This window comes from Lactobacillus gallinarum (genome assembly GCF_002160635.1).
Taxonomy (GTDB): Bacteria; Bacillota; Bacilli; order Lactobacillales; family Lactobacillaceae; genus Lactobacillus; species Lactobacillus gallinarum.
The window spans coordinates 1-10,285 of the sequence record NZ_NFKZ01000042.1 but is presented as its reverse complement, the minus strand read 5'-3'; the positions used below and the strand labels follow the sequence as shown (position 1 = coordinate 10,285).

Below are 10,285 nucleotides of genomic sequence, written 5' to 3'. Positions count from 1 at the left end.
TCGGCAATAGTCAAAAGATTACTGCTGGTAAGTCAAGTCCGTATCTAAGAAAGTTGGTGTTCTGGTTAGCGTAAGCTAACGAGCCACTAAGCCCTAGACTTCAGTCTAGGGTAGTTGACATTATCCGGGTTAATTGCATAAATAGAAAAAACTCTAAATTTTCCTTTACCATTAGGATCGAAAAAATCCGTTCCTTTATTGACCGTAGATTCAAAAATACTGTCATTAAAATAATCAATTATTTCTTTAGAGATATCGTGGCTTAGAATTTCTTTTATTCTTTTGCTATTTTGTCGATGTAAAATATCGATTGCCGTAATTTCGCTGGCAATTTGCTGAGGATTTTTACTTAAAGAAAGAATATTTTTGTAGGTAGAAGTATTTTTAATCCCTAGACGGTCAACAAAGTTGGAGAATTCATTCTTTTCGTCTTTAAATGAATTTAAAAATTGGTCAAAAAATAGAATTTTTACATCAGCATTGTGAGCATTCAGCTGACCAGCAGTATGCTGATTAAATAATTTAACTCCAGTCGTTAGGCTGGGGTTATTATGGTTGGTTACTAATTTGGGACGAAATTTAGGCATTTGTGGTTGCGGCATATTCCTTGTAATCTTCAATAATCTCTTCTTCATTCATGGGACAATGTGATTGACCGGCCTTATAAGCCTTTTTCCAAGCACTATCTTGGTGTGATCTAGCTACTAATCCAAAATCATTAATAGGATCAATTTGTGCAATCATATCATCAATAAATGACCAAACATCTTTTTCCATCGAATTAGAGTAACGCTTTTTCTCTAAACTTGGCGTGATTGAGTTATTTTCATCTTCTCCATAAACTTTGTTTAGGACGGGGCCGTATTGCCAAGCTTCAAAGTTCGCCTTAAATAATCTTTTTGGGTATTTGATAGTTTCTGAAAATTCACTATTTTCATTAGAATAATCAATGCTTCCGTATGTTGCAGCATAGAAGGCCCATAAGAAATACAATGATTTTTGAATTTTCAATGGAGTAGGGTTAGTAAGTTTTGCTTCAAGATATGATACCAAGTCTTCGACTTTATCAAAAAAGTATGCATCTCTACTCATAATAGTCTCCTTCATATTAAATCTCGTACCTACAAATATTATAATGAAATCTGTTAAAAGTACCTAATGAATTAAATATCACCATACACTTTCTTAAGATTGTACAGCTCCCACCAAACACAATAAAAAGAGTGTAATAGAAATATTACTTTTTCCGTACAAATGGTATGAATCCCTTGTTTCCTTCTTATTTGCTAGATACAATAAAAGGTGTTATACAAGGAGGATATTTCATGAAGAAGAGACTTTTGACCAGCATAGCTGCCGCAGTTGTGTTGACTTCCACAATTGCGCCAGCATCTAATATTTCTGCAATCAATAATCTTCGTAGCCAAAAGGTTTCTGCTGCTACTACTGATGCTCAAGCAGCATTTTTGAATAAGGCTGCTAAGCAAGCTGTTAAAGCTGCTAAAAAATATGGTACTTATCCATCAGTGATGATCGCACAAGCTATCGTAGAATCTGGTTGGGGAGAATCAGGTCTTGCGGTTAATGCCAACAATCTTTTTGGTATGAAGGCCGGTAACGGCTGGAGCGGCGCTACTTATTCTGCTAAGACTCGTGAAGAGGGCAAGAATGGCAAGAGCTACTACATTACTGCATCATTTAGAAAATACAATTCTTTTGAAGAATCATTTGAAGATAATGGTAAGAAATTACGTGAAGGTGTTTCTTGGCAACCACTTCGCTACCAAGGTGCTTGGCTTGAAAATGCCAATACTTATGCCGAAGCAACCAAGGCTTTAACTGGTACTTATGCTACTGACAGCAAGTACGATATCGCTCTTAATTCTAGAATCACCAGTCATAATTTGAACCAATATGACCCAGTGATTTCTAAGACTACCAAGCATTACACCGTTGAAAAGTCAGGTTCAGTTTATAATTGGCCAACCAACCATTCCGTAGCTAAGGCTGTTGGTTCTGTTAAGAGCGGCGAAAAGGTTACTGTAACTAAGACCATTACCTACAATGATGGTTCAACTAGAATGTACATTGAAGGTAAAGGCTGGATCAACGGTACTTCTTTAACTAAGGGTAAGACAACTACTAGCGAACCAAGTACTCAGGCTCCAAAGGGTGCAACCAAGGTTGAAAAGAACTTGATGCACAATGCCTATGTCTACGATGCCAAAGGCAAGAAGATCAAGGGCAAGATGTACAAGATCAACGATGAAGAAGGCAGCAAGTTAATCGCTACTTACGGTACTAAGACTATTAAGAAGAAGACTTACTACCGTGTCGGCGAAAATGAATACATTGCAGCCGGTAACATTGATGGTACTCTTAGATTCTTGAAGCATAATGCCTATGTTTATAACCAATATGGCAACCGCGACAACACTTTAAAGCGTAAGAAGAATGAACAAGTTGCTACATACGGAAGTGCTGTTAAGATCAATGGCAAGAAGTATTACAGAATCGGTATCCGTCAATACATTAAGAAATCAAACTTCATGTAATAAGAACGGGGGCCTGATTTGAAATTAAAGAGAGTTTTAGCAACTTTAATTGCGGTATTGGGGCTGATTACGGCGATTAATATCCAAAGTCAAACAGTTCATGCTGAATCAATCAACTCGCTCGCCCAAAAATATAAATATAGCGGTGTGACTTATTTATACAAGATGCTGAAGCTCGAAGGTATTAAGTATAATAAGTTCCCTGGTGTCGAATATGAAAATGACAAGCCAGAAGGAATCGTAGTTCACGAAACTGACGATCCTGGCGCGACTGCCCACGATGAAGCAATTTACTTTAACCGTGAGTGGATGAATATTAATGCTTACGTTCATGCTTTTGTTGATAGCAAGCAAGTTATTCAGATGAGATCACCAGATATGGGTACCTGGGGTGCAGGTCTTAAGGCTAACAACCGTTTTATCCAGATTGAGCTTTGTGAAGAAAATACTAGGGATGCATTTGCTAAGTCAGTGAATAATGATGCTATTTATATCGCAAAACTGCTTCACCGTTATGATCTTAAGCCAGACAATGCCTGCGATGATGGTGAAGGGACGATCTGGTCTCACCATGCTGTCAGCACATTCTTAGGTGGTACCGATCACGTTGACCCAGATGGCTACTTTGCTAAGTGGGGCTACGACATGGATCAGTTCTATTCTTTAATCAAGTATTACTACAACTTGCAAAAGAAGAATGAAAATACCCATACTAAGGATCCAAACAAGACGAAGGAAGAAGTACCTGCAGTTCAAGGTGCGGTAACTCTTGGTCACGATGCTTATGTTTACACCGAAAAGGGCAAGAGAACCAAGAGCTTGAAGAAGGCTGGTAGTCCTGTCGTTGTGATGGGCTACAAGATGATCAATAATAAGAAGTACTACAAGATTGGCGAGGATCAATATGTTGTTGCTTCTAACATTGATGCCACTGTCCGCACAGTAAAGAACGAGACCTACTTGCACACTAGAAGTGGTCGCGTTGAAAAGCAGAACAAAGTCAAGGAAGGCAGCCGCGTATTAACTTACGGCAGCAAGATCACAATTAAAGGTCAAAAGTATTATGCACTTAACGCTACACAATATATCTTAGCTAAAGATATTGAATAGAAGTGTAGTTGATTTAACGCTAGATGATTATTTGTTAGAATATCATCTAGCGTTTTAATTTTGAAAATGAAATAATTAACTCGTGTTGAAAGAGAGGGAGTTTATGGCACAACTATCACTATTTTTAGTAGTTTTGTTAGCGCTAGTCATTCCAATATTTATGGCACGCTTTCAGATTAGTAACGTACCAACCGCGGTTGCCGAGATTATCGTCGGCATTATCATGGGATCCAGCGGTTTTAACTTGATTACATCCACGCATGATCTAACCTTGTTATCTAATCTAGGTGTGATCTTGTTGATGTTTTTATCAGGGATGGAAATTGATTTTGATTTATTGCAAAGAAAAAATAATCCTAAAGGGAAGTCGCAAGCAGGGAAGACGGTCGATCCGCTGAAGACGGCGATTACTGCCTTTATTGGGATCGTGATCATGGCCTTTGTTTTAGCCTATGTCTTACGACTTACCGGATTATTCAGTGAAGTCATGTTGGCCGCAATTATCTTGATGACTGTGGCCCTTGGCGTGGTTATCGCTACTTTGAAGGAAAAGGATATTTTAGGTCGACCAATCGGACAGACGATTTTGTTAACAGCCGTACTCGGCGAAGTTATTCCACTGCTTTTGTTAACAATTTATGCATCTATCAATGGTGGTAATGCGGAACAATTGTGGTTGATTATCTTATTATTTGTTGCTGCAATTTTCTTGTTGCGTCGATTTAAGCAGCCATATTTGTGGTTTGCTAAGATTACTAAGTCAACCACTCAACTTGATATTCGGTTAGCCTTTTTCCTGATTTTTGCATTGGTAACCGTGGCAGAAAGAGTTGGTGCTGAAAACATTTTAGGTGCCTTTTTAGCCGGAATGGTAATGAAGTTGCTTGAGCCAAGTGAAGCTACTAAAGATAAGTTGACTTCAATTGGTTATGGCTTCTTTATCCCAATTTTCTTCATTATGACTGGTGTGGGACTTAACTTGCGTTCACTTTTTGCACATCCGTCTTCATTGATGTTATTGCCAGTGTTAGTTATTTTCTTATTTATTGCAAAAGTACCAGTTCTTTTAACTTATGTGCGCTATTTTCAGAAGAAAAATGCTTTTGCTGGTGGGTTCTTGACGGCAACAACTATTACGATTGTTTTGCCAACTTTACAAGTTGCACGGAAATTGCACGCAATCACATCAACGCAGTCTGATGCCTTCATTTTGGCTGCGGTAATTGTCTGCATTTTGAGTCCAATTGTCTTTAACTCTAACTTTGTTTTGTTACCAGAAGACAAGATTAAGGAAAAGGTGGCAATTGTTGGCGCGAATGCCGTTACTGTGCCTGTTGCTCATGATTTGCATGCTAATTGGTATTCAGTCAAGATGTTCACTGACAAAAAGAATCAATATAAAACTTACGATAGTCGAGTAGAGAATTTAACCTTTTTGCCAAATCTAGACGAAGAAACGCTTGAAAAAGATGGCGTATTTGATGGTGATATCGTGGTAGCGGCTAATCGCGCGGACGAAGATAATATTAAGATTGCCCGGATGGCAAAAGAGAAGGGCGTAAATCGTGTGATTGCCCGACTTAGCGAAGTTGATAGCAAGACTTTGACCGAGTTTAATGAGAAGGGAATCGAAGTCTTTAACTCTACCAATGTGCATGCTGCATTGATGAGGGCAATGATCGAGTCACCAACTGTCTACAGAATTATGACTGACACGAAGAACATTTTGTATTCTGTCAAAGTGAAGAATACGCATTATACGGGTCGTCAACTGATGGATTTGGAGTTTATTGATCAGATTACGGTAAGTAGAATTAAGCGTGGGGATGAATGGTTAATTCCACGTGGTGCGACTGTGATTGAGCCGGGAGATATTTTGGTCTTTTCTGGTGAATTTAAGGTGGCAGATCGTGTCCGTGATTTGTTGAGTAAGGAATAGTAGAAAAGAAGTGTCTGAGAAAAATCTCGGACACTTTTTTAGTAATCATCGGAAATAAAAAAAGCCCTGCTATTATGCAGAGCCATCGCACGTTTGCAAGTTATCGTCTTGCTGCGCATGCATCCATGATCATTGGACGCGACAATCTTCCTACGTACATTATAACATGATAACTTGTTAAAATAGGATACAAAAAAAGCCAACCGTAAAGGTTAGCTCACACGATTCAGTTACCTGAGTTACACGAGTATCAGTCGTTAGCTCTTTTTCTTTTACTATTATATGAAAGCAACAATAAAAATACAATTTATAGAGAGGCATTATTAAGATTAATATTTTGGTAAATATTATAAAATTTAATTGAACATTTTCAGGTGATTCTATATACTATCAATTGATAGTGCATTAGAGAGGGAGAGGTGATTAACATCGTAAAGATTCCAATTCAGGTTAGTAGAAATACTGTAAATGATTTTTTGAATGATCTTAAATCAATACTTAATAGTAATCAATTTGATGTTAATCGAGATTTCTTATTAATTAGAAATCGCACTCCTCATGGAATTCATGGATATTCAACGCCACAAACTTTGCTAGACTTAGATTATGCTGTTGAGGATGTTGTTGAAAGAACTTTCAATTAAAGAGTATTATGAAGTGCTCTTGGATAAGGATGATGATCATCCACCGTATTTGTATGTTTTTGCAAAAGAAATAGATAATCATCAAGTTTATATCAAATTGAAAATTAAGCAGATGCGTACCAAAAAAATAGTATGTGTGTCCTTTCATTTCGCTCAATACGAAATGAAAGATTTTCCATATAAGTAATGAAGATCTAGTTCAGGAGACAATAAAATGAATAAACTAATTAAAAGAATATATGTAAAGGATTGTCCCATCTGTGATCAAGCACACGAAATAGAAGAAAGAGAAACTCTTATCCAAGCTAAGATTAAGGGTGAAATAATAACTTATAAAGAAAAATATTATTATTGTAAAAATGCAGACCCAGATGAGCGTGAATTTGTCCCTACTAAAATGGCTAATAAAAATTTGCTAGCAGCACGTGATGCATATCGGAGAAAACATCATTTGTTAAGTTCTAGTGAAATTGTTGATCTTCGTAAAGATTATAATTTATCACAAGTGGAGTTAGCACAATTGCTGGGGTGGGGTGAAGCAACTATTTCTCGTTATGAAAGTAAATCAATCCAAGATGAAAGTCATGATGGAATGCTTCAACAAATTCGTAAAGATCCATTAATTATTTTGAATTTATTAGAAAGAAACGGTTCTAAATTTACACAAGATAAAAAGAAATCGATTCAAGAAAAAGTAAAACGTAATTTAGACTTATATGGTAGAGAAAACCTGTCTCGTCAGGCATTGGAAAGTAATTATGTTGCTTACTTAAAACCTTCAGATAAAAATGGACAAAAACGTTTAAACATTGATAAATTAGAAGCTATTATTTCTTATTTTGCATTTCATGTTGCTGATTTATATAAAGTTAAATTAATGAAAATGTTATGGTATGTAGATAGCCTCTCATATAAAAAATATGGTTATGGAATTACAGGATTAGTCTATCAGCATAAAAGTATGGGTGCTCTTCCTATTGGACATAGGAATATGGTAGATTTAGCTAATATTAACGTACAAGAAGAGTGGAGTAATTCAGGCTACGAAATGATTCATTTTTATCCTTCGGATAAAGTGAAATATAGTGTTCTTTCTGTACAAGATAAAGAAATACTGGATGCTGTAATTGCCAAATTTAAAGATTACAACGCTAAAGACATTATTAGATATATGCATGAAGAATTAGCATATAAAAAAACCAACGAAGATGAAATTATTTCTTTTAGTTTAGCTAAAAAGATTCGTGATTTTTAAACAAAATAAGACACAAAAAGCCACCTTTAAACAAGGTGGCTTTCACATTATTCAACTGAATTTTTAGCTGCAGTTAAAATCTGCATTGTTTCCAAAGTATTGACAAACGCTTCATCAGCTCTCCGAACATCATGTTGATCGATCATCTCGGCAAATGCAGTGAACTCACTTGCCATGCGATGTGGATATTTATTAAAGTTGTAACGCTTCGGTTTTTGTCCACGCATTTCGACGGTAAAGTTATCAAGCGTACCAGTTGAACCGTCAAAATAAATGCTGCCTTTTTCGCCTTCAATGAACGAACGTGGCGTTACATAACTGTCCTTTGAACCGATCAAAGTTACTTGTTTATCAGGATAAGAAAGATGCAGGATACCCGATGTATCAATGCCTTTTTGCATGTTGGCGTAGTATTTTACCTTATCAGGCAACCCGAGCAGTCCAGCAGCAAGGTGGATATTGTAAATATTCAAGTCCATCAAGGCGCCGCCATCTTTTTTCGGATCAAAAACGGGAGCAATCTTACCTTCAAGGAAGGCGTCATAACGGCTAGAGTATTGCGTATAATTTAAAGAAACGATATGAATTGGAGCAATATTATCTAATTCTTCTTTGATCTTTTTGTAGTTTTCTAAGTAGATATTAGTGATAGCTTCAACGATAATTAAATCTTTTTCATCGGCCAATCGCTTTAATTCTTCGGCTTCAGCTGTACTTAATACAAATGGCTTTTCGCAGATGACATTTTTGCCATGTTCAAGTGCAAGCTTAGCTAGCGAGTAGTGCAAGAAATTAGGCACGCCGATATAGACCGTATCAACGTTGCTGTCTGACGTTAATTTTTCATTGTCAGTATAGGTTTGAGAAATATTGTATTTTTGTGCTAATTCTTGCGCGATGCCTGCGCTACGCTTGGTTGAAGAAATTGCGGTTAATTCTAAGTTATCAATTTGATCAGCAGTAGTTAAAAAGTCTTGAACAATCATGCCGCTGCCGATAATTCCTAATTTCATCGTGAATACCTATTTCTTTTTCTTATTATTGTCAGTAGTTGGCAAATTCTTAGCGTTCGTAGCGTTAGTTGGAACCTTTAAGAAGTCGTGACTACCAAAGTTGCCATAGCTTTGACCGACCTTGACTGTCATCATTTTGCCAAGCTTCATGTTAACGAAGACGTTAAAGGTAGCTAATTTATTGTTTTTCACTACCGCCTTAACCGTCATTGATTTGTATTTGCCTAATTTTTGAATTTGCTTAAACACTTTAGCTTGACCTGTGCTTTGTGGAGTAGTATCAAAGATAGGAGTAGCTGCTTTTTTCATCAAAGCTTTATCACTTATTTTAGCAGTTAAAGTGTAGGTGTTTTTATTGCGCTTTAACTTGTAAGCTTTAATCAACTCAGCACTAGGATTAGTGATCAAGTGATTATTCATAATTGCATCAGTTAAATCGGCGTATGAGTGTCCGGTTAATTTCTCTAGATCAGCTTTATACCAAGTGTCACGACCATTGATATAAACGTTGTTCATGTTAACCCATTCTTCGCTAGAGCGGGTCTTGCCCTTGCTAGAAGTTTGGGTGATTATATGGTAAACCGTTGAGTCACCGCCAAATGTGGTGTTGGCAATAGCTGCTTGGTTAGAAGTGTCAGTGCCAAGAGTAACTGATTGAATAACTTGACCACTCTTGAAGCCCTTTTTCATTTTTTGAACTACCTGACTTTTGTTTAAAACAGGATCAGCTTTCTTTTCTTTGGGGCTACAGCCACTGAGTAAAAAGACGGCGGCTAATGATATACCGATAATTGCTTTTTTTAATTTCATAATAAAAAATCTCCTAAATAACTATTTCTATTATAACGAAAAAGCCCAAATCTATGCTTAGATTAGAGCTTTTTTATATTAATTATTTTTTATCTAATTTTCCTAAATCTACGGAATTCTTTTTAACTGCACTAGGAACGGACAATTTCTTAATTTGATCAATTTGATCTACATTCATGGTTAAAGTCTTCTTTTGCCCATCATCTTTGTAGCTAGAAACAATTTTTACATCATTGACATTGTAATTTTTATCAACATCGACCTGAATTTCAGTATTGATTGGCTTTACATCATCAATATCAATTCCGATTAAAGTTGTGACTGCCGCATCAGACACGATCGCGTTCCAAACTTTTTTGTTGTTTCCTTTATAAATAAGGGCATAATTGTTGTCATTCTTTTTGACTTTAAATTGTTTGTGCAAAGGAATAAATGGAGTTAACAAGTTGCCATTTAAGCTTTGAATGAATGATGAATAGGTGCCAGCCTTAGTAGTGGTCTTAAACCAGTGACTGCTGTTGGTGCCTTTCATTTGAATGTAGCTATTTTTCCCTTCAATCCACATTTTATAGTAATTAGAAGTTGCGGAAACATTGGCATAAATGATCGTAGGTTTAGTTGTATATTCAACCGCAGCCTTTTGTGAAGTTTTGCCATTGCTTTTTTCGTCCCAAGTGGCATGCATCGAATTATAATTTGCTTTTTGTGCTTTAGTTAAAATAGTTTTGGCGCTCGGCAAGTTGTCGCCAGATTTAGCACTTTTTTGCGAGCAAGCGGATAAACATAATGCTAATAAGGCAACTAAGCCTAAAATTAGTTTTTTATTCATAAATTTCATTTTTTCGCCGATTGTAAAATTAAATTGAACACTTGATAAAAAATAAAAAGTCCATTCGGACCTGTTTGATAGAATGTAGTTACCACACAACATTTAGAAACGAGGTCAAAATGGACTCTTT

At 36.4% G+C, this 10,285-nt stretch carries 10 protein-coding genes; 5 read left to right on the top strand and 5 right to left on the bottom strand.

Annotation, left to right across the window (positions count from 1 at the left end; genetic code table 11):
• Positions 1 to 86: 86 nt before the first annotated feature.
• Both B5E95_RS09565 and B5E95_RS09560 read right to left on the bottom strand, forming a co-directional pair.
• A complete protein-coding gene (locus B5E95_RS09565; protein ID WP_087236453.1) occupies positions 87 to 587 on the bottom strand; it encodes a hypothetical protein in 501 nt (166 codons plus the stop codon).
• Complete coding sequence (locus B5E95_RS09560; protein ID WP_087236452.1) at positions 580 to 1,092, bottom strand: Panacea domain-containing protein; 513 nt, start codon at positions 1,090 to 1,092, stop codon at positions 580 to 582. The genes B5E95_RS09565 and B5E95_RS09560 overlap by 8 nt, the downstream gene beginning before the upstream one ends.
• Before the next feature lie 233 nt (positions 1,093 to 1,325).
• Between B5E95_RS09560 and B5E95_RS09555 the strand changes: the two genes are divergently transcribed.
• The 5 genes from B5E95_RS09555 (at position 1,326) to B5E95_RS09530 (ending at position 7,503) form a co-directional block, all read left to right on the top strand.
• A complete protein-coding gene (locus tag B5E95_RS09555) occupies positions 1,326 to 2,555 on the top strand; it encodes an SLAP domain-containing protein (protein WP_087236450.1) in 1,230 nt (409 codons plus the stop codon).
• Positions 2,556 to 2,573: 18 nt separating this feature from the next.
• Complete coding sequence (locus tag B5E95_RS09550) at positions 2,574 to 3,665, top strand: SLAP domain-containing protein (protein ID WP_087236448.1); 1,092 nt, start codon at positions 2,574 to 2,576, stop codon at positions 3,663 to 3,665.
• Positions 3,666 to 3,768: 103 nt separating this feature from the next.
• Positions 3,769 to 5,604 (top strand): monovalent cation:proton antiporter family protein, encoded by a 1,836-nt coding sequence (locus B5E95_RS09545; RefSeq protein ID WP_087236446.1) that lies wholly within the window; start codon positions 3,769 to 3,771, stop codon positions 5,602 to 5,604.
• Between the two features lie 419 nt (positions 5,605 to 6,023).
• Positions 6,024 to 6,248, top strand: coding sequence for a hypothetical protein (locus B5E95_RS09540; protein ID WP_087236444.1), 225 nt, complete (start codon positions 6,024 to 6,026; stop codon positions 6,246 to 6,248).
• Positions 6,249 to 6,462: 214 nt separating this feature from the next.
• The gene (locus B5E95_RS09530) at positions 6,463 to 7,503 is read left to right on the top strand and encodes a type II TA system antitoxin MqsA family protein (RefSeq protein WP_087176909.1); all 1,041 of its coding nucleotides are present in this window, start codon (positions 6,463 to 6,465) and stop codon (positions 7,501 to 7,503) included.
• Positions 7,504 to 7,550: 47 nt separating this feature from the next.
• On the opposite strand, the gene B5E95_RS09525 is transcribed toward B5E95_RS09530, so the two are convergent.
• The 3 genes from B5E95_RS09525 to B5E95_RS09515 all read right to left on the bottom strand — a co-directional run bounded on the left by B5E95_RS09525 (position 7,551) and on the right by B5E95_RS09515 (position 10,164).
• Positions 7,551 to 8,516 (bottom strand): Gfo/Idh/MocA family protein, encoded by a 966-nt coding sequence (locus B5E95_RS09525; RefSeq protein WP_087236440.1) that lies wholly within the window; start codon positions 8,514 to 8,516, stop codon positions 7,551 to 7,553.
• A gap of 9 nt (positions 8,517 to 8,525) precedes the next feature.
• Positions 8,526 to 9,326, bottom strand: coding sequence for a hypothetical protein (locus tag B5E95_RS09520; protein WP_087236438.1), 801 nt, complete (start codon positions 9,324 to 9,326; stop codon positions 8,526 to 8,528).
• Between the two features lie 82 nt (positions 9,327 to 9,408).
• The gene (locus B5E95_RS09515; RefSeq protein ID WP_087236455.1) at positions 9,409 to 10,164 is read right to left on the bottom strand and encodes a DUF6612 family protein; all 756 of its coding nucleotides are present in this window, start codon (positions 10,162 to 10,164) and stop codon (positions 9,409 to 9,411) included.
• Positions 10,165 to 10,285 lie beyond the last annotated feature (121 nt).